Here is a 24,528-nt window from a genome sequence, read left to right as displayed (position 1 = left end):
CATCGTCCGGTCCTCGATCCGGTATAGGCGGTGGTTGCGTCCTCCACCTGCCTCGGCAGCGCCCGTGCAGCCCGGCCGGTTCTTGGGGGGCAATAACCGGCTGGCACATCTGGCCCCGCTTGCACCCATTGAACGACATTTTCCCCCCGGTGCACACGAGTACCGGTACCTGTTTTTACGGGGCAGATTTTTTTACGGGACTGATCCGTCGTGTCCTGCGCGCGGACATTTGTCCTGGCCAGTCATCCAGGTCCGCACCGACCGGGTCTTAGCCTTGATCCACTCGTCAATAGTCAGGGTTTCCTGGACGGCCTGCCGATGTGGTCGCCTGCGGGCTGTGAGGGGCAGTCGTTTTTGGCGTGCTTGTGTTCCCCCGGCGCTAAATGACGGGGTGCCGGTCCGTGACTGCCTACTTGAGCAATAGGAGACGAGCGTCCGGAGCCTCACGAACCTCTACGCCCGTCGCTGGTCCTCGCGACCACCACTTCTTCGATTTGGCAGATTCAAACCGGTCCTACCAGGGCGGCCGTGCCTGGTGCTCGGTGGCTAGCCGAGGGGAAATGAGAGCAGGTGTGTCGGATTCTCGGGGACCCGATAAATGTAGCGGGTGCTGCGCGGGTGTGCATCCGCCGCCCCGGGCATGGAGGGAGCATCCCCCTTTGCTGGGAAGACCGGGGTATCGAGCCCCCGGCCCTACATGAGTGGTCCTGCTTGGCAAGACAAGTGGTCTTCACTCGTTTCGTCCGGTCGTGCGGCAATTTACGGTGGTTCTCGTTGCGTTGCGGCTTCACCCCGCCACGGGACCGGCCGCGGTGGCTGCCATGCCCCCGGGCTTGGTGGCGCGTCGCAGGTACCGAACCGTCAGGAGCGGGTTCCCCGCCGTCCAGAATCGAGCCAGGTGTCATGAGATTTTCCGCCCGAACCGTTCGGACGTCCCGCCGGCGGCTGCCGGTCCGCACGGCAGCCGGCCGATGGGTCACCGCGGCGGCCACGGTCCTGCTGGCCCTGTCCGGCGCCGGTATCAGCGCCGCCCTTGCAGCCCCGCCCGCACAGGCTGCCAACCCCACCGTGGTGACCCTGACTTTCGATGACGGTAACGCCGACCAGCTCAACGCAGCCCAGATCATGAACAACTACGGGCTCAAAGGAACGTTCTTCACCCCCTCGGGCTACATCGACAACCCCGGGTACCTGTCGCTGTCAGACCTGCAGGGACTCGCCGCGGCCGGCCACGAGATCGGCGGCCACACCGTGACCCACCCGGACCTGGCCACCCTGCCCGTGGATGAGGCCACCCGGCAGATCTGCAATGACAGGGTGAACCTGACCAACTGGGGATTCAAGGTGACGAGTTTCGCCTACCCGTTCGCTTCCGAGACAGCAGCCACCGAAGCCATCGTGAAGAACTGCGGATACAACAGTGCCCGCGGACTAGGTGACATTCAGACCCGGTTCGGCTGCGCCGGCTGCGCCCTGGCAGAGACGATGCCACCAGCGGATGCGTACAACACCGCGGCCGCGGACGAAGTCGACAACACCTGGACCCTGGCAGACCTACAGAACACCGTCACCCAGGCTGAACCCGCCGGCGGATGGATCCAGTTCACCTTCCACCATATCTCGAGCACCAGCACAGACCCGCTGAACATCACGCCGGCATTGTTTGACCAGTTCGCCGCGTGGCTGAAGGCCCGGCCCGCGACCACCACCGTCCAGACAGTCGACCAGGTCATCGGCGGCACGGTCAAATCCACAGTGTCCGGTCCCGCGGTGCCCCCGCAGCCAGCCAGCGGGAACCTCGTGACGAACCCGGGCCTTGAAACCCTCACCAACGGCATGCCGCAGTGCTGGTACGCAGGCGGTTACGGCACCAACACGGCGGCGTATTCAGTCATCAGTCCCGGCCACACCGGAACGAACGCCGAACAACTCGTGATGAGCGGATACGTCGACGGAGACGCGAAACTGCTCCCGGCACTGGACCTGGGCGGCTGCTCACCTTCGGCCACCGCAGGACACACCTACAACCTGGGTGCCTGGTACAAATCGACCACGAACACCCAGTTCACCCTGTACTACCGGATCGGGCTCGGGTCGTGGAAGTACTGGACCTCCAGCCCCTGGTACGCGCCGGCAACTTCCTACCAGAAGGCCACCTGGACCACTCCGCCCCTTCCGGCCGGCGCGAACGGCATCAGCTTCGGGCTGAACCTGTTCAGCAACGGCACCCTCACCACCGACGATTACGAGATGTTCGACGCCGCGAACGTGACCCCTCCGCCACCGCCAGCCCCTGGAACAAACCTGGTCCAGAACCCCGGTCTGGAAACGGCAGGCGCCGGTACCGAACCGCAGTGTTGGCAGACCGGCGGTTACGGCACCAATACCGCCGCGTTCAGCACTGCCTCCACCGCCCACACCGGGACTGCGGCCGAAAGCCTCACAGTCTCCGGATATATCGACGGCGATGCCAAACTCATCCAAACACTCGACAGCGGCAGCTGCGCGCCTCCTGCTATCGAAGGGCACAGCTACTCCCTCCGTGCCTGGTACACCGCCAGTACCGTCACCCAGTTCGCTGTGTACTACCGCGACGCCTCCGGCGTCTGGGTGTACTGGACCTCCAGCCCCTGGCTTGGCGCCTCATCCTCCTACACCCAGGCCAGCTTCACCACCCCGGCCCTGCCAACCGGGGCCACAGCCATCAGCTTCGGATTGAGCCTGTTCAGCAACGGCACACTCACCACGGATGACTACGCGATGTACGACACCGTCGGAGCGCCGCCCCTTTAACAACAGAGGGCGTCAGGGCGTGAGCCCCGGCCCGGTTCACCGCTTGTCAGCCCAACCCGGATACGCCGTTTATGCCAGTGTCACTACTTCGAAATAGTCACGATCAAGGCTAGGACAGGCATATGAAGGGTTGCTGGTGCCGGCCGAAGAATCCGTGAGGTCCAGTGGCGGGGACCGCTTCGCAGTACCGAGGGCGGCACGCGGTTTTCCGGCTATTCATGGCGCTGGCGCACTAGCTCTGCTCGGGCAGGGTTTCGTCTGTCGTTATCGATCCTGTCTCGCCCCAGCGGGCAGATCCGAGCCAGCGGATAACGGCTGTCAGCTGCTCGCGCAGTTCCTCGACGCCGATTTCAACCCCGGGAGTCAGACTCCGATCGATCCGTCGAGCCTGGATAAGGGCCGTTTTGCCCATCTCGGAGACAGCCACCCGCTGCGAGCGTCCATCCAGGCGACTTCGTTCCCGGGTAATGTGCCCGTACGCTTTCCAGCCTGGAAAGTGTCTGTCCCATGGTCTGCGCCTGCACCTGGACTTTGGCTGAAAGCTGGGCCTGCGTCATGGCCCCTTCTGCATCGAGAACTTCGAGCGCGATAACGCCCGCATGGGTTAGGCCCAGGACGGCAAGCTCCTCGTTCCAGGCATGCTCGACCAAACGGGCTGCCGTTGAGAGCAACCGTGGAGTCGTCTAGTCGTTTAAGTCCGGCATCTTCCCACCATGGTAAGCCTACTTCCTAAGTGTGGGTCGCCGTAGCATGCGCGGACGGTGGTCTATCGAGAACTCGAACGATGCTCACGCCGGTGGCCGCGTGGACCGTCGACACGGCGGCCCGGACCGGCTGTCTCCCGGGGGCTATGGCCGCGGAACTAGGGGTTGGCGCGGCTGGCCCTAAGTTGCTTCAGGTCGGGAATATGATTGTACAGAGTACCTGGGCTCACGCCGAGTAGCTTGGCGATAGATGTGATGCTGGATTCGGGGTTGGGCAGCATGTCCCTGGCGGCGCGGATGATGTCCGGTGTGGCGACGCTGGGGCGTCCACCGACGCGTCCGCGCGCCCTTGCTGCGGCAAGGCCTTCATGGGTTCCGGCGACGATCAGTTCCCGGATGAATTCGGCCAAGGCAGCGAAGACGTGGAAAACAAGCCTGCCGCCCGGGGTCGCGGTGTCGAGGTTTTCGTGCAGGGAGGTGAATCCGACCCCGAGGCTTCTCAGTCGGCCTACGGTCGTGATGAGGTCCTGAAGCGATCTCGAGAGCCGGTCCAGGGACGGCACCACAAGGGTGTCGCCGGCTTCAAGGAAACCCAGGCAAGATGCGACTTCGGGCCGTTCGCCTTCCCGTCCGGATCTCTTCTCGGCAAAAACGCGTCAGCACCCGGCAGCCTTGAGCGCGTCGATCTGCCGCTCAAGCTTCTGCCCTCCGGTGGACACCCTGGCGTTACCAACGAAGCCACGTTCGCGAGTGTATCGCGAACGTGGCTTCGTTGACATAGATCACGGACATGGGTCATGAGACACGAAACGCCGACTTTTCGGTGACAGTGGCCGACTGTCTCGTCAACGGTCGTTTGTGAACTGCCGTTGGCGATGCCAGGATGTCGCGGGGCCATGTGGCAGTCGCCGTCTGAGACGATCTGGTTATGAGCATTAGCGCGAGTGGCGAGCCGGATCAGATGATCATCTCCCTGGGAACCCGGCGGGCGTCAGTGATCGACGACGAGCTGACCGCATCGTTTACCCTGGGCCGGACCATCCTTGAGTCGGTTCAAACGAAGTCCTCGCGGGAACCCCTTCGGCCGGTCCGTGCCGTTGTGGAGATCGTCCGACACGGCGGTGGGTTGATGCCGCGAGCACTCCTGGGAGGGGCTTTCACTCCCGGTGAAGACGGCGCTGATCTTCTCATCGAGGTGCAGACCTCGGGCGAGGACTACGCCGGAAAGCCTTCGTGCAAGAGCCGTTTGTGGACCCCGCTGATTCCGGGACTGCCAGACGAGTTTGCGCATTCGGTCGTCGACGGATTCATTCGTCGCCCACTGCCGGCCGGCCGCATCGTTGTAGATCGTGCAGCTTTCGATCCGGTCGAATCATCACCGATGGCGTTCGAACTGGCTGCCGAGCTCCTGGCGATCGTGCTCCATTCCAGCTCTATGGGACGAGGGGTGGAACGGTCAGCGCGAGCCGCTATTGAGGCGTGGCCGTGAGCGTGGGCTCGGCCAGCTGAACCAGTGGGTGGGCTTCCGCGGCACGGTGATCGACTGGCTAATTGGCGGACCTGACCGTGCCATGAGCCGGTGGGTGCCGATCCCGTGTCTCCCGACCCGCCGGGGTTATCTCCAATTTATCGAGGCCGGCCGCCAAGTGAAGGCCCGTAAGATCGCTGCATGAATGCTTTCGACTCCGAGGCAGATCTTGAGCACGATCTAGACTTCCGCCTATTGATAAATACGGCGGTCTCGTTGTTTCATCGGCGGCACGTGCTCGATGAGACAACCACATGGCTGGCCGAACAAGGCTACCAAGTCACTATTTTGGACGCATCACCGTGGTCGAGCGAGGCGGATATGCATGGGGCGATCTCCGAGGCGCTTGATTTCCCGAGCTACTACGGCCGTAACCTGGACGCCCTGAATGACTGCCTTCGGGATGTCATCTCGCATGACTACGGTTGGGACGCCGACGCCACCGGGTTCGTGTTGACGTTCCTCGGATACAACGCCTTCGCATTGGCTTGTCCCGGGACGGCGCAGACCCTTTTGGATATCATCGCCCAGCGCTCCCGCGAAGCGGCTCTGTTCGGGCACAGGATGATCTGCCTTGTGCAGAGCAATGACTCCCGGATCAGTTTTGATCCAGTGGGCGCCACGCCTGTGCTCTGGAATGACGCGGAGTGGCTTGATTCCAGGCGACTCGCGCCACAAGCGGACACTGGAGATTAGTCGAGCACCCGCGGTGATGGATCATCCCAACGGGCTGCAGGGTGACAAATAGCGCTGCGAAAAGACCGCCATTTATCGTTGCGAGTCACAGGCGTAACCGATGAGCATGCTTCGGACTGTAGCGTATAGGGCCCCTTCACCGGGCATTAATTCGGGCAGGGTATACGGGAATCCGAGAATGGCGGAAACACGCGGAAGTTCAGAGAGCCGAAAGGGGGCGCCGGAGCGGCCGGTGAACGACCGGCTAACGGGCAGCCCTGGACGCCCGGATGAGTATGCGAGTCGAGCTGCTCTGTCACCCATCGCTAGTAATCTTGGGATCGTGATTGAAACTCCGAATGTCGAGATCGACGAAAGTCGGGTCTGGCACTACACAGACCCCAGTGGGCTCGAGGGCATTCTCGCGAACCATGTCATTTGGGCATCGTCCGCGGACAAAATGAACGACCCTGACGAGCTGCTCGTCGGCGGGAGAACTCTCTTGGACCTCCTCGCTGAGGCTGAGTCCAGCATCGACCCTGCAGTAGTTGATGCTGTGGCGCATATGGTCCTGGGCATCACTCGCAACCACCGGCACGGGGCCTACTTGGCATCGTCCTGCTGGCACTCCGACAGCCCCACCATGTGGACTCAGTACGCGGGAACGAAAGGCTACGCCGTAGTCTTGGACGCCGCGGATCCGCTCTTCATTCGCCGTCAATCGGCTCTGACTCCTGAGATGGTTGAGGCTTCGGGCCTCCTCGGTCCGAGTGACGGGAAACGGATAGAAGAGTGGGCTGAGTCGACCCCGAAGATACCGTGGCGTTGGCGAGGGGTGGTTTACACGGTCTCAGATCAAGAGGCAGCGCTTCGCGAAGGTCTGATCGCGCTAGAAGAGGCGGCCAGGCTTACGAGGGCCGGTCGCCCGGCGATACGGGGTGAACTGGAAGTCATGGCTGATCTCGCCAACATGCTCGACATCATCAAGCACGAGGGCTATGTAGACGAGCGCGAAAAGCGGATTCTATGCATGACGATGCCGGGTGCCGAAGCTCCGTTCGTACGTCAGAGGGGGAGTTCCGGGCAAGTGATCAACTATGTTGAGCTTGGGGTGCCCCAAGACCCGACGACCGACCTGCTGGACGGCGAACCAGAGGCAATGGGTCGGCTCCCGATCGTCGGTGTCGTGGTCGGTCCGGACGCAGACCCAGACTACGCCGTCAACCTACTTCGAGTGCACGGGTACGAGCACGTCCCGGTGTCGCACAGCGGGATCGTTTACGGGGCTGAAAGAGCGAAGTAGTCTTTGACCGTGTCCCCGCGAGTGAGCGACTGCGAGTACGAGGCGTTCGAACCGACCTTTCCCCTCAGCCGCGACCCAGAATTCATAGGGTGGACTAATCGGTTGACGACTCTCTCGTCGTCCCCGGTTTCAATTCGGGAAGCAACGGCGGTCGCGCAAGACGGCCGCCGAATGAAGGATTTGCAAGTCGCATGTTCTCCGATATCCGTCCAATCTGTGCGAGAGAACGTCTCGGCAATTATTGAGCGACTGGTACTCCTAGCCGAGATTGACGGCATTCACGTCGGTTTTTGCGTTTCATCCCCCGGCCCCCACGACGCGGATCCGATGTTCATCCAGGTAGTAGCAGTCGCTCCGGATGCGCAGCGACGAGGAGTAGGCCTGGCACTGCTCACCGCAGCTGCGAAACGGGAGCCCCGGCGCGACATCGTGCTTGCCACACAGAACGACAACATCGCAGCACAGTCACTGAACGAACAGTTCGCAAAATCAATTGGCGCGAGTATCCGAAAGGTCAGCCTCGGCACTTATCGGGATTGCGACTTTGGTATCCAACGAGGGATGGGCTATCGGGCGTGGGCCATCCAACGTCAACCACTCGAACCGTGATTGAAGAGGTCCACCGGAATCGGTCGTTTCTGGTGGGCGCCGAGACAGTGCACGCCAACTGTCATTTTCCGAAGGCGACTGCACCGGAAATCAGAAACTTTCTGCTTTGCGTGGGAACTTCCGTAAGGGAAACCGTGAACGGGGCAGATTACAGTCCACGGAACTCCTCACGGCCGGCACTCATCAAGTGGTGAAGGTGCCCGGTAAAGGATCCTTTACCGGGAATCTCGGGCATGGAGCTACCAGCTCGCCAAGATTATGCGAGCATCGTCCAGTAGGTCGCGCTGAATCTTGTCGCGACGTTCGGGGAGTTCTTCCCAAAAATCTCGGTCTGCAACTAGAGGGTTCAGTACCGCAGGCTGGCCCAAGGCAAACCAGGCGAGGCCGAGGATGAGGTTGGCCCCGGTGTATGGATCAAGGATTCCGTCGACGATTTGCTGTAGCCAGTGTCGGACCACGGTGCGGCGGGCAGTGCCGTCATCCTCAAAAGGTTTGCCCAATTCATCTCGCACCTGGAACCACAAATCGCGGGTTCCCTGCGGGTCGTTCCGCGGGTGTCCGGCCAATTCCCGTAGCGCGGGTGAATCGTGACCGTCCACAAGTAAATCTGCCGCGATGTCGGGATATTGCTCGCTGTGAATCAAACCCACCTGGTCTCGAAGAAACAGCAGACGTTCACTATCGATTTCCTGGCCACTCATGGATAGACCATAGTCGCCTTGCCGCCCCCTATCGCTTCAGCAGACAGTGGCGTCCCGGCGACGGATTGGTCAAAGTGCGCTTTACACCTGCGCGCGGTGCGCCTAGCGTGCCCAATAAAGGATCCTCAAATGAGACTGGTCGGCGCTCTGCGTTGTACGGGCCGTCTGGAAAGGCGTCGGGCTCTGAGCCCCCTGGGTCTGACGGTATCCGCTGGGGTCGGTGATGGTTGCGTGGTCGTGTTTATGCTGTCTTTATGGGTAGCTGGGGCACTGCGATTTTTTCCGATGACGTGGCCGCTGATGTGCGTGCGGACTGGCGGGAAGGGATCCTCGACAGAGTCCCTCCCGAGGAACTGACAGCAAAGCTCATCAATTCTTATGCGGTGCAGGCGGACGACCCGGACGACGGTGTGGTGTTTTGGCTTGCCTTGGCCGCGGCCCAGCATGAGACCGGTCGACTCCGTCCCGACGTGCGGGACACGGCACTGGACATCCTTGACCGCGGGGGCGACGTTGCCCGCTGGGAAGAGGAGGGCCCTGGCCTGGCGAAACAGCGGCAGCTAGTGCTGGAGAGGCTACGGATGAAGCTGGCCGGACCGCAGCCGGCACCGAAGCGTTTGAAGCGTCCGGTGCCGCACGGTGTGGAGTTTGACGTCGGTGATGCTGTGCTGCTGCGGTCTCCGGGCGGTAAGCGCGCGATCGTGGTGGTGGTAGGGCATAAACCCGGCTGGCCAAAAGGCACCGAAAACCCGGTGGTGGAACTGCTGTTATGGGAGGACGCAGGGGAGTTGCCGACGCGAGAGTTCATGGCCACCGCGCCGCCCCTGTTTACCGACAGTGAAGTTCCCAATCCTTTCAGACAGGGACCGGCCAGGATACGGCCGGAACTGTTTAGTGTTCTCACGGCGCAGAAAGCCTCAGCGTTCAGCGCGGACGTCGGTGAGGTGATCGCCAAGGGCATTCCCCGGCCTCCGGCGGGCGAATACCGCGACGGGTCCGTGATGAGTGGCGACGTCGTCGTGTCCGGGGTTCAATGGAGATGGTTCGGCGTATTCATGGACCACCCCCGTTACGAGGCGATGCGGGAACTGACCCGTTCTCAAACGGGCCCGCGGAGGAAACGGTGGACGGACCTCTTCAAAAAAGGTGGCCTCTCCTAACCAGTGAGGCCGTGCAGCATTCCGCAACGAGAATGGCCCACCAGGTCCCGCCTGCAAAGAGCCCGCTCAACGTTCCCAAACGGGACAGCTAAAAACCGATAGGACCGCGCGGGATCATTCCCGCCCGGCTCTACGATGGGAGCACCCAGAACTGTATGGTTGCGCTATGAGACGCCGGACCAAGGGTTTGCTGCTTACGGTGGGTATTGATGCCGTGGTCTTCCTCGGGTTCTGGCTGTGGCTTGGTCTCTGGCAAGGCGTGATCGCCGTTCTGGGCGTCCAGGCCGTGTCTTGGGCCGCCGCGGCGGGCAACAGGGAAGCGCGGGGGGTCGAGGAATACCGGCGGGCATGGCTTCAGCGACGGTCACGATCCAAGGCCGACCGCCCGGAGGCCGGCGAAGGTCCGCCCGCGTAGTCTCAAAGGGAACTACCCCGAGCTCATTGGTTCCAGGGGCACAGGTCCACATCAAGCGCGCAGATCATTCCCTTGTCTGTCCGATAGTGGATCCCGATACGTGCGCGTCCCGCGTCCGGAAAACAATCAACCACCCTGCGTCTCTGCTGGCCCGACAATCCAGTAATCGACGATCACGCGCACTCCGAAGGCCGTCCCTGCCATCAGTGAGCCGTGGATGGCCGGCCCCAGCGGATCCAGTGCCGATGAGAGAGTTGCCTTGGCACCGGCTCGAATCTCCTCCTGGGCGGCTCGGTTGAGAGCAGCTTTGATAGAGGTGCCGTACTTGATCACGCCGTCGAGGTCCGGGGGTGAATCCATCGGGTGTGTGACCAGGACGAGTGCGAAGACCGCGGCCTGGTGTCCACCGAGGAGTGCGACGGCCTTCGCTATATCGGCTTTGACCTTGTCGCGGTACACACGGACGTTGGCGCGGTCCGGGGTGGCTACGTCGAACGAGTACAGGGCTTTGGCTTCAACCAGTGCAATCGCTTTTGCCGTCTGGTCGAGGAGTGCCAGATCGGTGCGCTTCCATTCGCGAGCGACCACCAAGTCGGGCAGCCGCGTTCACAGGCTCCAGGCAAGGCGATCGCGCAGCGGGAGTTCTACCCTCGAGGTCAACGCCAAGTAGGCAAGTTCCCCCGGGGCGAACGACGATGCTGCGGTCTCCAGGACTTGTGCCAGGTACACAGCAGTGATCTCAACCATGACGTCATGGTTACATCAGCTTCCGCTCTTCCGGCAAGCCCGAGCTACCACCTGCGGAAATTGTGCGGTCCCTCGAGATCCTGGCAAATCGGGCGCACAACCGCCTGCAGGGTGGCTGGGACGAGTTCGCGGTGCGTCGCCAATGGCCATACGCCTACGGAGAAGACGTCCAGGCGCAAGAAGGCGCAGACGAGCCTGAACCTGCGCAGGATCATCGCACCCGGTACTTCCCTGGAACTGCGCGATGGCGCCCGGGAAATTGGCGTTTCGTGTTACTACCGTCCGAAGTCGTTGCCGGCCTGGGGCCGGCCTCTATGTTGCGGCGAACGGGTTGTTGAAGCGGCGCGGACGGCGGCCAGGGTCTCTCCGTCTACGAGCGGCCCGTCAGGCTTGGTGCGCCCCTTCGTGGTCTCAAGCTTCGGGCTGGCATCCTTGTCGACTACGCGGTACACGAGGTATTCGCTGACGCATCCGTAGTCGGTGGCCACGGCGGCGGCGTTGGCCGCGCAGATGGACTCCGGGGCATCGGCTGTGGTGAAGAGCGAGGCCGGGAAGGACGGTGGCACCCAACGGCCTCCCAGCTCGGCGTCACGGCCGGTGGCCTCGCCGTTCTCGGCTTCAAGGTAGCCGCGTTCCCAACGTCCCAGGGTGCGGGCCTCGCTGACTGCCCGGGTGGTCTCGACGTCGGCGACCTTTACGTCGTAGCCGGCTGCCTGCAAAGCGTCCAGCTGCGCACGGGCGTTCTTCTCCCCTGAGAGCGTGCCGTCGATGATGATGTTGTCCCCCCGGTCAAGGGCGTCCCGGATCGCTTTCTTGGCCAGGATGGAGGATTCATTGTGGACCAGGGCCGCCAACTCGCGCGGGTAGAACTTCTCCCCGGCTGCTTCCAGCTCGCGCACCTCATCCGGAACCAGGTAGCTGTCATAGCTGCCGTCGGCAAGGGCCTGTACCAGCAGCTCGTCTTTGAAGTCATCGGGGTTGATGGACAACCAGTGCTCCGGGCCCGTCCGTGTCTGGGCGATGAGCGCATCCTGCGCGGTGGACTTCCCCGCTCCCGGGGGGCCGGCAAGGACGATGGCCTTGCGGTTCCTGAGCACTTGCGGGTGCGCTACGACGAAGGCTGCAAGGATCTCGTTGTGCAGGGCGCGTCGTTCCTGGCGCGGTTGCTGCCGTTTGACGTTGAACCATTCCGGGTTCTGGGTGGTCGCGTACCGGGAGTGGGCTGTCAGCGGTCCGCCGTCAGCGCACAGGCGTTCCAGCTGGGCACGGTGCGCGGCAGCCTGATCGTCAGTATTCACGCTCTACAGCGTAGTCACGGCACGTCCGGAGCGTCCTCGGACGCGTCCAGGATGATGTCGTAGGCGTCCCCGTCGATCAGACCCTTGTCGAAAGCCTCCCCCACCTCTTCGAATGTTCCGGCAGGGTCCGGGGGAAGGATCGCCTTCCACTCCATGGCCAGCTGTTCCGTGTTGTCGGGGGCTTTCACGTAGGGCCACGCGGACAGCTGGCGGATCATCTCGTCCCGGTCAATGTCCCCGGCAGCGTAACGCTCCGCGATTTCGTAGGGGCTGGCTCCGCTGAACCCTTCCGGGATCGCCTTCACGCCCCTGGATTCAGCCTTCGTCAGCGCCTGGCTGATCGCGGACTGGGTGATGTGCAGGGCACGGGCTATCTCGCGCTGCCCCAATCCCTGCTGCACCGCTTCGCGCAAGGCCCTCAAATAGTCCAGACGGCCCAGGTCCTCACGGGCCAACGCGCGGCGAGCCAAGTCAATGGCGTGGTCGGGGCTGGTAATCGTCATCTCCGAACCTCCTATATTAGTAAGCTTATCAGCCGTCGAGGATCCTCTGAGGCCTGCTTATCGTCCAGGCCCGACGCGCCCCTGTGGTCGTGGGCCGACAGAGCAAGTTCATGCCACGCAGCGCGTTACTGCCGGTGGCGGGCTTCTTCTTCTTTGGAGCGGCGCCCCGTGCGGGCGCTTCCTGGGGGTAGCGGTTCCCAGGGTTTGCCGTTGTTGTATTTGCGCTGGAGCCGGCGGACCTCCTTGAGCGTAGCGGCCTCGATAAGTTCCGAGATGGATGCGTATCCCTCGAGGTGACCGGCGCCCGCGAAGGCTGCCCGGACCTGGCCGGCGTCCGGCGTCGCGAAGTATGGGGAAAAGCTCTCGGGTTTGGCCTTGCTCACTCCCCCGCGCCTTTTGGCTCCGGGGAGACGCGCTGCAGCAGGGCGTTGTGGACCTGTTCCAGGGTGGTGGCGCGGACCTCGGCCGTTGCCAGTCTGCGTGCCGCGTCGGCGGCTTCCTTGGAGGCGGCCCGCTCGGCCTCCCGGGACTCCTCCAGCTGCTTTCCGATCACAGCAAGCTGGCGCTCCAGCGCCGCCCGCTGGGCCTCGAGCCGGGTGATCTCCCCGGCGTGGGCGGCCGCGGCGGCGTCTTTGTCGGCGGCTGCCTGGTCCAGGTCGGCGACGAGTTCGGCGATTTCCTGGTCTTTGTCTTTGCGTTCCTGGACCCAGGCCGCTTCCACGGCGGCGTGGCGTTCAGCGGCCAGGGCGGATGCTTCGGCCCAGCAGGCTCCGGCGAGGCGGGCTGCCTGTTCCAGCAGGGTCGCGGGGGTGGCGGCGACCTGTCCGCCGGCGGCGTGTTTTTCCTCGGTCCATTCCTTCAGGTACCGGGTGGCGTCGGCGTTGGACACGCCGGCGGCCGCGCGGACGGTCGAAACGGTGGGCCGGCGCTCGGCACTGATCTGTTCGGCCGCGGCGTAGACGCGGTCCTTCACGCTCGACGTCATCAAAGCACCTCTTCGATTGTTGATAGTAGTAGGAGTAGTAACGATACTACTCCTACTACTACGGGTATTGAAGCTCAGAACGGCGGTTCGGCGTCGGGCCCGCTGTGACGGAGCTTTCCGACGGTGCACGGCTGGCGTACCGGCTGGGCAGCTCGGCCACTGCCATGGGCAAGTCCTCCGGTCCGTGGGCCTGTCCGTTCTTCCAGTGGAAGAACGCCTGTTCGCTGATCGCATCCCAGAACCGGGCCTTGGTTCGGTAGAAGGTCACCGAACGTCGCCCTCGCAGTACGTGGCCATGGACTGGCGCCGTGGGCTCCAGCAGGCCTTGCATTATGCAATAGTTGTCGTATGCCAAATCTTCCCGATCACCACATCGATGCCCTCCAGCGGGCCACGCGCGACTTGCTCGCCGTCGCCATGCGCAGTGTGGACGAGGTCACGGACCTTTCCATGCCGCAGATGCGCATGCTGTTCGCCCTTCACGACCACGGGACACTGCCCAGCGGCGCCCTCGCGCACGTCCTTGAAGTCTCCGGATCTTCGGTGACCCGGCTGGCCGACCGGCTGTGCGCAGGAGGGTACGTCCGGCGTTCCGCTTCTGCCGAAAACCGCAGCCTCGTCCTGCTTTCCCTGACCGATGAAGGCCGCAGTGCCGTTGAAGCCGTCCTCCGCCGGCGCGACGACGAGTTCCGGGACGCTCTCGCGCACCTCGACCCGGAGCTGCGGGACCAGCTCGCCGACGGTCTCACCGCTCTCCATGGGCACCTCTCGGCGGCGTCGCTGAGCCGGGCGGTGGTCGCGTGAGCAGCCACCGCGGCCATCAGTTGGGCGATTTCGCCGTCGACCGGCGGATGCTTCTGGTAGCGGCTCTCGCGATCCCGGTCGGGGCGCTCGGGGCCCTTGCGGCCTGGGCGCTCTTGGGCCTCATCGGCCTAGCAACAAACCTCTTCTTCTTCGGCCGCCTCTCGACAAGTCTCGTCGCCGTGGGCAGCGGACATCCGTGGTGGCAAGTACTCACATTGCCCATCGCCGGCGGACTCGTAATTGGGCTCATGGCGCGGTTCGGTTCGGAAAAGATCCGCGGCCATGGAATGCCCGAGGCCATCGAATCCATCCTCGTTGGCGGCAGCCGGATCGCTCCGAAGGTCGCCGTCCTCAAGCCGGTCTCTGCCGCCATCAGCATCGGCTCGGGCGGCCCCTTCGGCGCCGAAGGGCCCATCATCATGACAGGTGGCGCGATCGGTTCGATCCTTGCCCAGCACCTCCACCTCACCGCGGACGAGCGCAAGACACTGCTCGTGGCGGGAGCGGCGTCCGGCATGGCTGCGACGTTCAATTCGCCGCTCGCGGCCGTGCTGCTCGCCGTCGAGCTGCTTTTGTTCGAATGGCGTCCACGCAGCTTCGTACCTGTGGCTGCCGGGGTCGCGGTCGCGACCATGGTGCGGGGCGTGATCCTCGGCACCGCACCGATCTTCCCCGTCTCGACCACCGGATTGCACCTGACCCCCGGTATCGAGGCGCTGGCCGCCGTGGTCGGCATCTCCGGCGCGATCGTCGCCGCCGGAGCAACCTGGCTCGTGTACCGGGCAGAGGACGCGTTCTCGCGGCTGCCCATCCACTGGATGTGGTGGCCGGCCATCGGCGGCCTCATCATCGGCGCAGGCGGGCTCATCGAGCCCCGCGCCCTTGGCGTCGGTTACGACGTGATCGACCAGCTGTTGACGGGGCACGCGACGACAGGGCTCATCATCGGCATCCTCGTGGTCAAGACGCTCATTTGGTCGCTGTCCCTGGGCAGCGGGACCTCCGGCGGTGTGCTCGCTCCGATCTTCATGATCGGCGCGGCACTCGGCGCAGCGGCGGGCCTTGTTTTGCCGGGCGTCATCCCGGGGTTCTGGGCGTTGCTCGGGCTCACCGCCGTCGTCGGAGGTGTCATGCGCTCGCCCCTCACGGGCGTGATCTTCACTCTCGAGCTGACAAATGCATGGGCTGTTGCACTCCCGCTGCTCATTGCCTCGGTGGTTGCCTACGGCGCTTCCGTTCTGTTCCTTCGACGTTCGGTGCTCACCGAGAAGATCGCGCGCCGAGGACTCCACCTGACCCGCGACTACACGACCGATCCGCTCGAGACGTTCTTCTGCGAGGACGTCATGCGCGCACCGACCGCTGCGCTCACCGAGGCAACGCCTGTGCTCCATCCGCGGGAAACACTCCGCCACGCCGCATACGTTCTCGCCCGGACCGGCGCGCCCGAGGCCGCGGTCGTGAACGACGACGGCACATGCCTTGGGCTCATCAGCCCGTCTGATTTGCTTGTTGCCAGGCTGCACGACCTCACCGAGGCGACCGACCGGGACCGCTCGCTCCGCTACCTCACGCGGGTGGGAATGCAAGGTAGCAATTGATCGACAGCACCTACGCGAACTTCGCCAGAGGGCTGGCCACCCGGATCATGGTCACCTCTTCCTGCAAACACCCGATTTTGAGAAACCGCAGACGATCCGGCCCATCCGGGGCCGCGAAGGCCAGAATTCCGCTCAGAACCCCTTCTCACTCAATTAACGCACAACCGCCTTCTGCGGCCGCATGGTTTTGCGAGATAGGTTGATGGGAGCCTCGCGTAGATGACCGCACGAAGGAAATATGATGCCGCGTTCCGTGAGGAATCGGTTCGGCCGGTTTTGTCCTCGAACGGGCTGGTGAAGCAATGCGCCGAGGAGATGACGAGGAGCGCGCCCGGAACCACGATCCCATCCGACGCCGATGAGATCGAGCAGTACAAGTGCCCCCACTGCCAAGTCCAGCCGGGCTCGCCGTGCCGGTCCCGCTCCGGTGCCGTTGCCTCGACCTACCACACCGGCCGGTTCACCAAAGTCCACCGGCTGGCCAAGCAGCTGCGTGTGCCGACACCGGCCAATCGTGGACCGGGCCAGCCCTGGCGACCGGACACCCCGCCGCAAGCACCAATCCCCGCAGACACCCCTGGCCCGGACATCCGCGTCGGTTACGCCCGTTGCTCCCACGCGACCCAGGAACTCCAGTCCCAGCTGGATGCACTGGCCGCGCACGGCATTCCGCGCGAAAAGATCTTCGCCGAGAAGGTCTCCAGCCACCTGCGGGTGCGTCCGAAGTTCGAAGCCGCACTGCAGGCAGCCCGGAAGATCAAGGCCCACGCCCCGCACTGCCGGGTCATCTTCACCGTCTACGAGATGAAACGGCTCGGGCGGGATTCCGCCGAACTGACCGCGCTGGCCGATCACCTCAGCGCACACGGCATCGCCCTGGAGATCCTCGCCGGGCCACTCACCGGGATCTACGACCCGACCGGCACCGGCCGGGTGCTGTTCGCGTTTTTCGCCGCGATGGCCGAAACCGAACGCGAGAACCTCCGCGAAGCCACCCTCGAAGGCCTCAACACGGCCGCCCGCAAGGGAAACCACGGCGGACGGCCCCCGGTCATCACCGACGACATGCTGCACACCCTGCTGCGCCGCCGCGCGAACGGCGACTCCCTCCACGACATGATCATCCCCACCGGCAAACACAAAGGCCGCAACCCCAGCCTGGCCAGCATCTACCGGGCGCTCAGAGCACGAGAAGGGCACCGACCTGTCAAAACACACCCATGAATATGTCAAGAGCGTCTGCAACGAGCTGAACACCAGGCCCCGCAAGACCCTCGGTTACCTCACGCCCAGGCACTGTTCCAGGGCGACGCTTTTTGTATCCACATCCTTCTGAGCGGTATTAATCAGTTTGCGGATTATCCGAGCCGCCACCTCGATTGTCGCGCCGACCAGCATGGCAGTCCCGAGCGCATCGGTAAGCCTTTCCGGGAACCCTTCTGTGTTACCAGCCACCCAGAGCAGCAGCAACCCTATTGCCGCACCGAAGGCTGAGGGCGTAAGACCGACATTTCTGCCGCGTTTATTACGTTTCTCAACCGCCTGTGACCAATTGAGCAATGCTTGGTCAGTTTCCTTACGCTCAGCGTCACGGGCCTCATTGTTCTTCTAAAGCCTCTCTCTTCTTTCCCTGCGTTCCTACTCCCGGGCTTCGCGTTCCTTAGCACGCCAATAGGAAGGATCATCTTTCTCGGGTCCTGCGGTCACAGCACTCCCCTTCCTCCTCGGAAACGCACCCCAGACAAGCAGAAGCGCGCCGTTACTCACCTCAAGGTCTCACGCAGCACCGCGTCAAGGAAGTGATTTTGTCAATGCGATTTGATTCCACTTTGCGGGAAATCGCAGCTTGATCGGGGTCCACCTGAGAGGAGGTTGCGGGGGTCTACGGGGGGGCTTGAGGACCGACGCTCGGAAAAGTCACGCTTAGACCCGGCGTCGGGAAAGGATCCCCATGCGGGCTGCCGGGCCGGGCGACAAATAGCGCTGCGAGTCACAAATACGATCTTCGCGGGTCGTTCAGCTGATGAGACGTCTCGTATCCCAAGGGTTTCGAGACACCTACCGTGACGCAGTGACCTCGCGGGTGGGGTTTACAGGGAGGGTTGTCCGGGCCGAGAAAAAGTTCGTATCGAGATATCTTCCGTGCTAGTTCTGCACTCCCACAGGGACGAGGCTGTGCCTGTCAACCGTGGTCCCGTCACCTAGCTGGCCTCCGTCGTTGTGTCCCCAGGACCAGGCGCTACCGTCTGCTTTGACCCCGTAGCTGCTTCCGTAGCCAGCAGCGTTGATTTGGGCGACTCCAGCAAGGGCGGGAATTGCCGCCGGGGTAAGCCGGTGGCCTCCAATGGAGGAGTCGAGCATCTCACCGAAGGAGTTATCCCCCCAGCCCCAGACGCTTCCGTCAGACCTGATGGCAAATACGTCCCCGTACCCGCCTGCCGTCACGGACACGGCCTGGGTGAGCCCGGCAACCTGGACGGGGAGGGCGCGGTTGGTGGTGGTGCCGTCACCGAGCCGGCCGCCGCTGTTCTCTCCCCATGCCCAGACCGTGCCGTCTTGCTTCACTGCGTAGGCGCCGGCGGCGCCTGCGGCAATGGAAACCACCCCGCCAAGACCTTGCACGGGGGATGGATTCGTGCTGAATGATCCTCCTACCAAGGTGCCGTTTCCGAGCTGCCCCGCCCCGTTGGAACCCCACGCCCATACGGTCCCGTCGGTTTTGAGTGCGTACGCGTCCATGTAAGCGCCCACTGCAACCGTCGTGACGTTGCCGATGGGCACGACTATTGGCTGGGAACGGTTCGTGGTTGTGCCGTCCCCGAGCTCGCCGAAGGTATTGCTTCCCCATGCCCAGAGCTTGCCATCGGTTCCGAGAGCGTAGGCGCTGTTGGAACCGGCGTAGAGCGCTTTCACTGCTGGAAGTCCCGTGACCTTGATGGGGGTGAGTCTCGGTTGGAAGGTGCCGTCGCCGATCTGGCCGTAGTTGTTGTATCCCCAGGCCCAGACTGTTCCGTCTGTTTTCAGGGCGTAGGTGTTCTCTCCCGTAGCGGCTATCTGGATGACATTGGTTAGCCCCGCCACCGTGACGGGGAGGGTGCGGTTGCTTGTGGTCCCGTCGCCTAGCTGTCCGCCACCGTTAGAGCCCCAGGCAGTAACCGTCCCGTCCTGCTTCAGGGCGAATGCGTTCTCATAGCCGCCGACTATCTGCTGCACGTTCACGAGCGCATTTTGACTTGGGGGCGGGGAGATCGCGAGGGTCATCGTGCGACTGACTGAGCCACCGCTGTTGTCGGTGGTGGTGATGGTGAGGTTTGTGGTGCCGGAGGTGTTGGGGGTTCCGGTGATGGCGCCGGTGGTGGGTTCGAGATGGAGCCCGGGCGGGAGGGCACCGGTGGTGTTCCAGGTGTAGGGGCCGGTTCCGCCGGTGGCGGTGAGGTAGGTGCGGTAGGCGTTTCCGACGGTGCCGGCCGGGAGGGTGGTGGTGGTGATGGCGAGGGGCCCGGTGGGTGTGGTGGTAGCCGGGGCGGGTGGGGCGTCGAGTTTGAATAGGCGGTGGTGGTAGAAGGTGCCGGTGGCGATGGTGACTTGGGGGCCTTTGGGCCAGAAGCAGGCCAGGCAGCCGCCGAGCTCGTACCCGACAGTTCCGTCGAGGGTGAGTATTGGGTGGGAGAGAGGGGTGTAGTTCGCATCGAGGGCCCCGGTGAGGGTGCCGGTTACCCCGATCATGTCATCCAGTGCCATGCCGACGTTGATGGTGCCGGTGGCGTTGGCGGTGGCTCCGGTGGCGCTGGTGAAACCGATCGGGGTTACGGTGTCCCCGCAGTGCTGGATGGTGCGGGAGGTCCCGCCCTGCCAGAGGTATTCGCTGCCGCAGGCGAGTTTGACGGAGCCGCTGACGTCGGCCTTGCCGGAGGCGGAGAACTTCAGGACGGGCTGGACGTTGAAAACGATGACGCCGAGTTCACCGGCGGGAACGATCGCGTGGGCTTGGGGGAAGGTCACGGTGCAGGAACCTTGGCCGGAGAGGCTGGCCCCGGTATTGATGGTGATGGCCCCGTCGAGGTCGAACTGGAACCGGTCCAGGCCCAGCAGGCTCCACTTGGCGGCCATTGAAGGGGTCAGCGTGCTGGTGAGAGCGAGCCCGGTGAGGGTGATCTGCGCCGATCCGCTGCAGGTGGCCTTTACTGCGCTGGCCGGGATCTGCACAGGCGAGGTGCCCTTGCGGTAGAGGGCGGTGGAGGCCATCCCGTTCTCTGCCCCGCCGTGGTAGGAGGCGGGAGAGGCGTCGGCACCGGAGGTGGGCATGGTGGGGTCGATGGCGTTGACCGTGCCGTCGGTGTAGGCATCGGCCGGGGTGCGCGGGGACAGGGCGGCGGTGACGGTCCCGTCTGCGTTGGCCGTGACGCTGTTCACGGCGCCGATCGCCCCGGAGTCGATGCCGGGGGCGGGGGCGAGGACGAGGAGCTGCCCGGTCGCGATTGTCACACCGCTGACGCTGGGGCCGCTCAGGGTGACTGTCGCTATTTTCTGGGTGGTCGCGTCCCGGCTCACCCCGTTTATTGCCGTGGCGGGGACGTGGACGGTCGCGGATGCCGGGGTCAGGATTGCGCAGGCCTGTCCGATGCATCCGGCCGGCATGCTGGTGGGGATATTGATGGTGCGGTTGACGGTGGCGGTGGATCCGGCCGCGTCCGTGACCGTGAACGAGGCGGTGGCGGTCCCGGTCGCGGCCGGGATGCCTGAGACAGCCCCGTCCGGGCTCACGGTGAGGCCGATCGGCAGCCCGGCGGCGGTCCATGTCAGCGGCTCGATACCGCCGGCGGCGGTGAGCTGGTCCAGGTATCGCGCTCCTGCGAGGCCGTCGTGGAGCGCCCCGTCGCTGATCGTGAGCGGGTGCGTGACCCGGTAGAACCGGTACATGAAGGCGGCCATGGCGTCCCGGTCGACGGAGTTCAACGGCCGGTAGGTTTTGCTGCCGCCGGGTTCCGTCCAGCCGGTGGAGATGCCCTGGGAGGCGAGCCAGGTGATCTGGCTGTAGAAGTGGTTGTCCGCCCCGACATCGGTAAACGAGATGCCCTGGGGTGTGTAGGCCGGGCTGCCGGCGAAACGGTACATGAAGGCGGCCATGGCGTCTCGGTTGACGGAGTTCAACGGCCTGTAGGTTTTGCTGCCGTCGGGTTCCGTCCAGCCGGTGGAGATGCCCTGGGAGGCGAGCCAGGTGATTTCCTTGTAGAACGAGGTGCCGGGCGGCACGTCCGTGAAAGGCGACGTGGCAGGGGCGGTGTACCCGGGCGAGCCAGCGAGCCGGTACATGAAGGCGGCCATCGCGTCCCGGGCCACCGGCAACACGGGACCGTAGATCCTGGACCCGTCCGGCTGGGCCCAGCCGGTGGAAATGCCTTCTCCGGACAGCCACGAGATTTCAGTGAAGAACGGGGCCCCGTCCGGCACGTCGGAAAAGGCCGCCGACGTGGTGACCGAGGGCTGGACTTCCCGGGCCGTGTTCGTCGCCAGGGCCCTGCCCGGATGGCTGTTCGCCGTAGCGGCAGAGACCGGGATGGCAGCATTTGCCGGAATCGCACCTGCCATCAGGAACAGAACGACGAACGCGCTGATGAGACCGACAGCGGACCGGAAAAAACCAAACCTCAACACAGGCGGTACCCCCACATACACCCGCCCATACAAGCGGTCCCCGGTGTCCCGTGATATTAGGGACGAGCCGATCATAAATGCTGACCAAGCACCCCGACACCAGCAGGAACGAAATCGGCCAGAATATGTCGCTGCCCGTAAATCGCGGAGAGAGCGGATCAGATCGCCATGATGCTTTCCGGCTGGTCCGAAAAGATGCGGGAGACCCTCGTTCTAGACACGCCGAACCCCTCGAGAACGCAAAACCACGCCCACATCGCGTCCCTTGTTTGGGGCGGGCGACGCAGATTTGTGAACGACGGTGTGTTCCGGCGGACTCGTCCGGTCCCTGGATGCCTGCCCTTCTGGAGGCAGGCTTTGATCGCCGTACCCCAACAGTCTGGGTTGCTGAGGGCCTCTTCTTTCACCTGGCGGACTCCGCCGTCGAGTCCCTACTCCGCGATACTGCTTCTTTGTCTGCTGGAGGGTCTATCTTCTTGGCGGATGTCTTTGGAACAGTCCTGTTGGCTTTGGAAAGCATGGCTCCGTTGGTGAAAGCACGCACGGAATCCGGCCGTGCACTGCCGTTTTGCACAGACACTCCCGATGCCTTGTTTCGGGCTGGCCGTTGGACCAACACCAAGCTGGTACAGCCTGGCCATCCCACAGCCAACTTCGGACGTCTAAGCTGGGCCCCCGGAGTAAGCGGCGCGGAAGAACAGACCAATCTGCGCACCTATCTGGTGACAGCCGGCCTTTGACGGTCGTTCGCTGTCCGCTGTCCGCTGTCCGCTAACGATCCTACGCAAAACACTCCCAGGCGTCTTTGCAGAGTGGCGGAATCACGGGGCGGACTTTGTAATGCTTCCCGTGTACGCGGCTGTGTAACGTCCAACCTGGTTGGTGATACGTCCCGGCAAATATAGGCAGCTCGGCCGCTCGGCACGACTACCTTACCGTCGGATATTTCACTTTTTCACAAGCCACCCTTACGTCGCTGACGTCAATGACACCCACAAGCAGAAAAGCACTACCCCGGCAGGATTATCCTCAGATAACGACGGGTGCCTGGGAGTAGCCAAGGTCTCTGATCGGCACCTCCCCGGACGAGGCCGAAGCAGAGATTCGCTCGGCGTTCGGTCGTGATCGTTTCGGCCTCGTGATGATCGGGGGCGGCATCAGGATGATCCCGGAGCACACCGAGCTCTTCGAACGGATCATCAACGTGTGCAATGCGGAATCGCCCGGAATCACCTTCTGCTTCAACACATCGCCCGAGACGACTCTGAACGCGTTGGAGCGTCACGCCCAGCCGTGAACGTCTGCGACGCGATCCGGTGCGTCGACTAGCCTCCGCGTTTCGTGTCGGCGGTGGCATCTACTCGTGCTGTACCGGCGAAAGGCCGGCATTCATCAGGCGCGGATTTCGGCCGGTAGTGCGTGCAACCAAGGATTTCCCCGCGAGTCATATCTTCATCCTTTCCCGTGCGAACCTTGTGTAGGGTAGGAAAATCACGCCAACGGGCCTCGTCCCCGACACGCGCGAAGCGAGGCGTCAATGGGAGGCGGACATTGGAACCCATAGCGGTCGAAGGCGGCAAAGGAACCGTGGAACTTAGGTCCGACGGGATAATCCACCTTGTCTGGAACGACAGAGTCAACATCGAGGCTGTCGACGCCCATGCCGCAATGGCTGCCGTCAATGAAGCCGGCAAGGGCTCGGAATACCCGATGCTGGTCGACATGGCGACCACGGAGTCCGTGCACCGTCAGGCCCGTGCTGTTTTCTCCATCCCTTGTGCGGCCTCCCGGATCGCCTTGCTTGGGACCAGCCCTGTTGACCGGGTTCTGGCAAACTTCTTTCTTGGTGTCCACATCCCGCCATGTCCCACCCGATTCTTCACGTCCAGGGACGATGCACTGGTCTGGCTGATGCAGGACCTGGCCGAATGACCCGGGCCTCAGCATAGGCAAAAGCTGCGCCCGCCCACGCACCCGGGGATCGGGTGCGGGCATGCAGCAGTCCCCGGCGGCGCTTTCAGCACGCGTGGACCTCTCCGGAGCCATCAAAATAGTTCTGCCAGGTCAAGAAGTTATCCCCGCCCTGACCGGCAAAAAGAGTACACGGTACGCGTGCAATAGTGCCGCGCCGGGTGTTGACTTGAATCGGAAACAATGTGGACCGGCCCGCCAACCGTTGGCCGGTTATCGGACGGGCCGGCGACGAAGAGATCGTCCAGTTCCTGGAGCCTGCGCTCTCGACCCCCAGACGTCGCCGGCCCCTATCGTGCCCTGCGAATCGCCGCGCCACAGCTGGAGCGAAGCGCTAAACTCCCGGGCGCATCGCGCCACTGCAGAGAAGTACCCGGCGAGGATCCTCAGTTCTATTCAGTCTTCGGGACGCTCGTCTACGCCTTCTTACGCTCGGACCTCTTCTTCGTAGGCGTATGGCCATTGGCGACGCACCGCGAACTCGTCCCAGCCACCCTGCAGGCGGTTGTGCGCCCGATTTGCGAGGATCTCGAAGCACCGCACAATTTCCCCGGGCGGTAGCTCGGGCCTGCCGGCGAAGTACCCCAGCAATATATTCACGGCCGTCGCTTCCTGCGGTGTCATTCGAGCCATACGGTAACCGTAGAACGCGCGGACCGGCTCAGGAAGCAATCGTGGCCCAGTTCAACCTTTTCTTCGACCGACCGTTAGCCGATCCGTCACCGCACGCTTGTAAGTCGGTCTCTATAGTGGGGCGCGTCGCCTGCCGCTTGGGCGTCCTACAAGGTAGGTCCCGAGCCAACCGCAGCGGCCTAACTCAGAGCACCCAGGGCGACTTGACGAGATTTCAGAGCGTGGCTATATTTTTTCTCGCAAGAAAAGTGAACGGAAGTTCCCCCGTTCAAAGTAGCTGTATTTGCCTGTTTGGGGGGAAGCACCGTTGCAGTAACACCTGGTCGTCGACAGCTTGAGACGGCCAGTGCAGTACCAGCAGTACCGGGCCGTCAAGCAGTAGGAGACGGATACAGCAATACCAGCAGTACCTGGTTGTCGACAGCTTGAGACGGCCAGTGCAA

Annotated in this window: 25 protein-coding genes and 1 pseudogene; 13 read left to right on the top strand and 13 right to left on the bottom strand. The window is 63.4% G+C overall.

Going from position 1 to position 24,528, the window contains the following annotated elements; genetic code table 11:
* Positions 1 to 903 precede the first annotated feature (903 nt).
* Positions 904 to 2,793, top strand: a complete 1,890-nt coding sequence (locus OIT41_RS02585) for a polysaccharide deacetylase family protein (protein ID WP_264637370.1) — start codon at positions 904 to 906, stop codon at positions 2,791 to 2,793.
* 232 nt (positions 2,794 to 3,025) lie between these two features.
* Here OIT41_RS02585 and OIT41_RS20845 read toward each other — a convergent pair whose 3' ends face one another.
* Both OIT41_RS20845 and OIT41_RS02575 read right to left on the bottom strand, forming a co-directional pair.
* On the bottom strand, positions 3,026 to 3,220 hold the full coding sequence (locus tag OIT41_RS20845) for a hypothetical protein (RefSeq protein WP_319801837.1): 195 nt from the start codon (positions 3,218 to 3,220) through the stop codon (positions 3,026 to 3,028).
* A gap of 435 nt (positions 3,221 to 3,655) precedes the next feature.
* Positions 3,656 to 4,093 (bottom strand): recombinase family protein, encoded by a 438-nt coding sequence (locus OIT41_RS02575; RefSeq protein ID WP_264637920.1) that lies wholly within the window; start codon positions 4,091 to 4,093, stop codon positions 3,656 to 3,658.
* A gap of 332 nt (positions 4,094 to 4,425) precedes the next feature.
* On the opposite strand from OIT41_RS02575, the gene OIT41_RS02570 reads away from it, so the two are divergent.
* The 4 genes from OIT41_RS02570 to OIT41_RS20915 all read left to right on the top strand — a co-directional run bounded on the left by OIT41_RS02570 (position 4,426) and on the right by OIT41_RS20915 (position 7,612).
* Entirely contained in the window at positions 4,426 to 4,986 is a 561-nt protein-coding gene (locus tag OIT41_RS02570; RefSeq protein ID WP_264637369.1) for a hypothetical protein, read from the top strand.
* 180 nt (positions 4,987 to 5,166) lie between these two features.
* The gene (locus OIT41_RS02565) at positions 5,167 to 5,721 is read left to right on the top strand and encodes a barstar family protein (protein ID WP_264637368.1); all 555 of its coding nucleotides are present in this window, start codon (positions 5,167 to 5,169) and stop codon (positions 5,719 to 5,721) included.
* Positions 5,722 to 6,043: 322 nt separating this feature from the next.
* Positions 6,044 to 7,003, top strand: a complete 960-nt coding sequence (locus OIT41_RS02560) for a hypothetical protein (protein ID WP_264637367.1) — start codon at positions 6,044 to 6,046, stop codon at positions 7,001 to 7,003.
* A 171-nt stretch (positions 7,004 to 7,174) separates the two neighbouring features.
* Positions 7,175 to 7,612 (top strand): GNAT family N-acetyltransferase, encoded by a 438-nt coding sequence (locus tag OIT41_RS20915; protein ID WP_413542303.1) that lies wholly within the window; start codon positions 7,175 to 7,177, stop codon positions 7,610 to 7,612.
* A 239-nt stretch (positions 7,613 to 7,851) separates the two neighbouring features.
* Here OIT41_RS20915 and OIT41_RS02555 read toward each other — a convergent pair whose 3' ends face one another.
* Positions 7,852 to 8,313, bottom strand: a complete 462-nt coding sequence (locus OIT41_RS02555; RefSeq protein WP_264637366.1) for a hypothetical protein — start codon at positions 8,311 to 8,313, stop codon at positions 7,852 to 7,854.
* A gap of 254 nt (positions 8,314 to 8,567) precedes the next feature.
* Here OIT41_RS02555 and OIT41_RS02550 point away from each other — a divergent pair, with 254 nt between their 5' ends.
* Both OIT41_RS02550 and OIT41_RS02545 read left to right on the top strand, forming a co-directional pair.
* A complete protein-coding gene (locus tag OIT41_RS02550; protein WP_264637365.1) occupies positions 8,568 to 9,473 on the top strand; it encodes a hypothetical protein in 906 nt (301 codons plus the stop codon).
* Between the two features lie 166 nt (positions 9,474 to 9,639).
* The gene (locus OIT41_RS02545; RefSeq protein ID WP_264637364.1) at positions 9,640 to 9,888 is read left to right on the top strand and encodes a hypothetical protein; all 249 of its coding nucleotides are present in this window, start codon (positions 9,640 to 9,642) and stop codon (positions 9,886 to 9,888) included.
* Between the two features lie 126 nt (positions 9,889 to 10,014).
* Here the strand turns inward: OIT41_RS02545 and OIT41_RS02540 are convergent, their stop codons facing one another.
* The 7 genes and pseudogenes from OIT41_RS02540 to OIT41_RS02510 form a co-directional block, all read right to left on the bottom strand.
* Positions 10,015 to 10,479: a hypothetical protein gene (locus OIT41_RS02540; RefSeq protein WP_264637363.1), complete on the bottom strand. Its 465-nt coding sequence runs from the start codon at positions 10,477 to 10,479 to the stop codon at positions 10,015 to 10,017.
* A 15-nt stretch (positions 10,480 to 10,494) separates the two neighbouring features.
* Positions 10,495 to 10,635, bottom strand: coding sequence for a hypothetical protein (locus tag OIT41_RS02535; protein ID WP_264637362.1), 141 nt, complete (start codon positions 10,633 to 10,635; stop codon positions 10,495 to 10,497).
* A 275-nt stretch (positions 10,636 to 10,910) separates the two neighbouring features.
* Complete coding sequence (locus tag OIT41_RS02530) at positions 10,911 to 11,933, bottom strand: zeta toxin family protein (RefSeq protein WP_264637361.1); 1,023 nt, start codon at positions 11,931 to 11,933, stop codon at positions 10,911 to 10,913.
* 14 nt (positions 11,934 to 11,947) lie between these two features.
* A complete protein-coding gene (locus OIT41_RS02525) occupies positions 11,948 to 12,436 on the bottom strand; it encodes a hypothetical protein (RefSeq protein WP_264637360.1) in 489 nt (162 codons plus the stop codon).
* A gap of 125 nt (positions 12,437 to 12,561) precedes the next feature.
* Positions 12,562 to 12,819, bottom strand: a complete 258-nt coding sequence (locus OIT41_RS02520; protein ID WP_264637359.1) for a ParB family protein — start codon at positions 12,817 to 12,819, stop codon at positions 12,562 to 12,564.
* Complete coding sequence (locus OIT41_RS02515) at positions 12,816 to 13,421, bottom strand: DNA-binding protein (RefSeq protein WP_264637358.1); 606 nt, start codon at positions 13,419 to 13,421, stop codon at positions 12,816 to 12,818. Before OIT41_RS02515 ends, OIT41_RS02520 begins: the two co-directional genes overlap by 4 nt.
* 58 nt (positions 13,422 to 13,479) lie before the next feature.
* A pseudogene (locus OIT41_RS02510) lies at positions 13,480 to 13,718 on the bottom strand (hypothetical protein); the annotation flags it as partial.
* Between the two features lie 51 nt (positions 13,719 to 13,769).
* On the opposite strand from OIT41_RS02510, the gene OIT41_RS02505 reads away from it, so the two are divergent.
* The 3 genes from OIT41_RS02505 to OIT41_RS02495 all read left to right on the top strand — a co-directional run bounded on the left by OIT41_RS02505 (position 13,770) and on the right by OIT41_RS02495 (position 17,050).
* Positions 13,770 to 14,225 (top strand): MarR family winged helix-turn-helix transcriptional regulator, encoded by a 456-nt coding sequence (locus OIT41_RS02505; protein ID WP_264637356.1) that lies wholly within the window; start codon positions 13,770 to 13,772, stop codon positions 14,223 to 14,225.
* The gene (locus OIT41_RS02500) at positions 14,222 to 15,826 is read left to right on the top strand and encodes a chloride channel protein (RefSeq protein ID WP_264637355.1); all 1,605 of its coding nucleotides are present in this window, start codon (positions 14,222 to 14,224) and stop codon (positions 15,824 to 15,826) included. The genes OIT41_RS02505 and OIT41_RS02500 overlap by 4 nt, the downstream gene beginning before the upstream one ends.
* 219 nt (positions 15,827 to 16,045) lie before the next feature.
* Positions 16,046 to 17,050, top strand: coding sequence for a recombinase family protein (locus OIT41_RS02495; protein WP_319801836.1), 1,005 nt, complete (start codon positions 16,046 to 16,048; stop codon positions 17,048 to 17,050).
* Positions 17,051 to 17,104: 54 nt separating this feature from the next.
* Here the strand turns inward: OIT41_RS02495 and OIT41_RS02490 are convergent, their stop codons facing one another.
* A complete protein-coding gene (locus OIT41_RS02490) occupies positions 17,105 to 17,386 on the bottom strand; it encodes a hypothetical protein (RefSeq protein ID WP_264637354.1) in 282 nt (93 codons plus the stop codon).
* 585 nt (positions 17,387 to 17,971) lie between these two features.
* On the bottom strand, positions 17,972 to 21,415 hold the full coding sequence (locus tag OIT41_RS02485; RefSeq protein WP_264637353.1) for a putative Ig domain-containing protein: 3,444 nt from the start codon (positions 21,413 to 21,415) through the stop codon (positions 17,972 to 17,974).
* 143 nt (positions 21,416 to 21,558) lie between these two features.
* Between OIT41_RS02485 and OIT41_RS20910 the strand changes: the two genes are divergently transcribed.
* The 3 genes from OIT41_RS20910 to OIT41_RS02475 all read left to right on the top strand — a co-directional run bounded on the left by OIT41_RS20910 (position 21,559) and on the right by OIT41_RS02475 (position 23,413).
* Positions 21,559 to 22,221 carry a class I SAM-dependent methyltransferase gene (locus tag OIT41_RS20910; protein WP_413542302.1) on the top strand — a complete coding sequence of 221 codons (663 nt, stop codon included), beginning with the start codon at positions 21,559 to 21,561 and terminating at the stop codon, positions 22,219 to 22,221.
* 422 nt (positions 22,222 to 22,643) lie between these two features.
* Positions 22,644 to 22,778 carry a hypothetical protein gene (locus tag OIT41_RS02480; protein WP_264637352.1) on the top strand — a complete coding sequence of 45 codons (135 nt, stop codon included), beginning with the start codon at positions 22,644 to 22,646 and terminating at the stop codon, positions 22,776 to 22,778.
* A gap of 254 nt (positions 22,779 to 23,032) precedes the next feature.
* Positions 23,033 to 23,413 (top strand): STAS/SEC14 domain-containing protein, encoded by a 381-nt coding sequence (locus OIT41_RS02475; protein WP_413542301.1) that lies wholly within the window; start codon positions 23,033 to 23,035, stop codon positions 23,411 to 23,413.
* Between the two features lie 465 nt (positions 23,414 to 23,878).
* Here OIT41_RS02475 and OIT41_RS02470 read toward each other — a convergent pair whose 3' ends face one another.
* On the bottom strand, positions 23,879 to 24,085 hold the full coding sequence (locus OIT41_RS02470) for a hypothetical protein (RefSeq protein ID WP_264637350.1): 207 nt from the start codon (positions 24,083 to 24,085) through the stop codon (positions 23,879 to 23,881).
* Positions 24,086 to 24,528: the final 443 nt, after the last annotated feature.

The organism is Arthrobacter sp. YA7-1 (assembly GCF_025960325.1).
Classification (GTDB): domain Bacteria; phylum Actinomycetota; class Actinomycetes; order Actinomycetales; family Micrococcaceae; genus Arthrobacter; species Arthrobacter bambusae_A.
The sequence above is the reverse complement of the archived record's forward strand: the minus strand, read 5'-3'. Positions and strand labels throughout refer to the sequence as shown.

Excerpts from the sequence above, each read along its gene's own strand:
- OIT41_RS20915 (WP_413542303.1), top strand. The coding sequence starts at position 7,175 with ATGAAGGATTTGCAAGTCGCATGTTCTCCGATATCCGTCCAATCTGTG.
- OIT41_RS02480 (WP_264637352.1), top strand. The coding sequence starts at position 22,644 with ATGATCCCGGAGCACACCGAGCTCTTCGAACGGATCATCAACGTGTGC.
- OIT41_RS02535 (WP_264637362.1), bottom strand. The coding sequence starts at position 10,635 with ATGGTTGAGATCACTGCTGTGTACCTGGCACAAGTCCTGGAGACCGCA.
- OIT41_RS02545 (WP_264637364.1), top strand. The coding sequence starts at position 9,640 with ATGAGACGCCGGACCAAGGGTTTGCTGCTTACGGTGGGTATTGATGCC.
- OIT41_RS02470 (WP_264637350.1), bottom strand. The coding sequence starts at position 24,085 with ATGGCTCGAATGACACCGCAGGAAGCGACGGCCGTGAATATATTGCTG.
- OIT41_RS02550 (WP_264637365.1), top strand. The coding sequence starts at position 8,568 with ATGGGTAGCTGGGGCACTGCGATTTTTTCCGATGACGTGGCCGCTGAT.
- OIT41_RS02555 (WP_264637366.1), bottom strand. The coding sequence starts at position 8,313 with ATGAGTGGCCAGGAAATCGATAGTGAACGTCTGCTGTTTCTTCGAGAC.
- OIT41_RS02525 (WP_264637360.1), bottom strand. The coding sequence starts at position 12,436 with ATGACGATTACCAGCCCCGACCACGCCATTGACTTGGCTCGCCGCGCG.
- OIT41_RS02485 (WP_264637353.1), bottom strand. The coding sequence starts at position 21,415 with ATGGCAGGTGCGATTCCGGCAAATGCTGCCATCCCGGTCTCTGCCGCT.
- OIT41_RS02495 (WP_319801836.1), top strand. The coding sequence starts at position 16,046 with ATGACCGCACGAAGGAAATATGATGCCGCGTTCCGTGAGGAATCGGTT.
- OIT41_RS02505 (WP_264637356.1), top strand. The coding sequence starts at position 13,770 with ATGCCAAATCTTCCCGATCACCACATCGATGCCCTCCAGCGGGCCACG.
- OIT41_RS20910 (WP_413542302.1), top strand. The coding sequence starts at position 21,559 with ATGCTGACCAAGCACCCCGACACCAGCAGGAACGAAATCGGCCAGAAT.
- OIT41_RS02585 (WP_264637370.1), top strand. The coding sequence starts at position 904 with ATGAGATTTTCCGCCCGAACCGTTCGGACGTCCCGCCGGCGGCTGCCG.
- OIT41_RS02515 (WP_264637358.1), bottom strand. The coding sequence starts at position 13,421 with ATGACGTCGAGCGTGAAGGACCGCGTCTACGCCGCGGCCGAACAGATC.
- OIT41_RS02570 (WP_264637369.1), top strand. The coding sequence starts at position 4,426 with ATGAGCATTAGCGCGAGTGGCGAGCCGGATCAGATGATCATCTCCCTG.
- OIT41_RS02565 (WP_264637368.1), top strand. The coding sequence starts at position 5,167 with ATGAATGCTTTCGACTCCGAGGCAGATCTTGAGCACGATCTAGACTTC.